Here is a 376-nt window from a genome sequence, read left to right as displayed (position 1 = left end):
GGTCGGATGTCATTCCTCCGAACCAGATGATGAATCCGTTTGTCCCTGCGCTCTTGGTTCATGAGAATAACGCGGATGCTGAGCCGACGCTGATGACACAAGTGTCCACTACTCAGTGGGCCGTGGCAAGTGCACACTACAAGTACGCGACAAATCGCCAAACTGATGGTGGGTACGGTAGTCAGCTGTGGTTCCCGATTGCGGCATCGTCCAGTACGTGGATAGGGGTTAACGCTCAGTACATGCACAGTATCGATCTGACGGTCGGCAACCGTATCATGATCGTTCAGACACCTGAGGGGTACTACCGCTCAGTGCAGTCTATTACGCGGAATGGTTCGAACTACAGATTGAATTTGAACTGCACGAATGACGG

Annotated in this window: 1 protein-coding gene; it reads left to right on the top strand. The window is 52.4% G+C overall.

The annotated features are described in order from the left end of the window. Positions 1–376, top strand: a 376-nt coding sequence (locus AC1RPX_RS07775; protein WP_481763328.1) for a hypothetical protein, incomplete at both ends; no start/stop codon positions are given.

This window comes from Dellaglioa sp. CoH-56-MRSF-14, from assembly GCF_056782115.1.
This window is presented reverse-complemented; position numbering and strand designations above follow the sequence as displayed.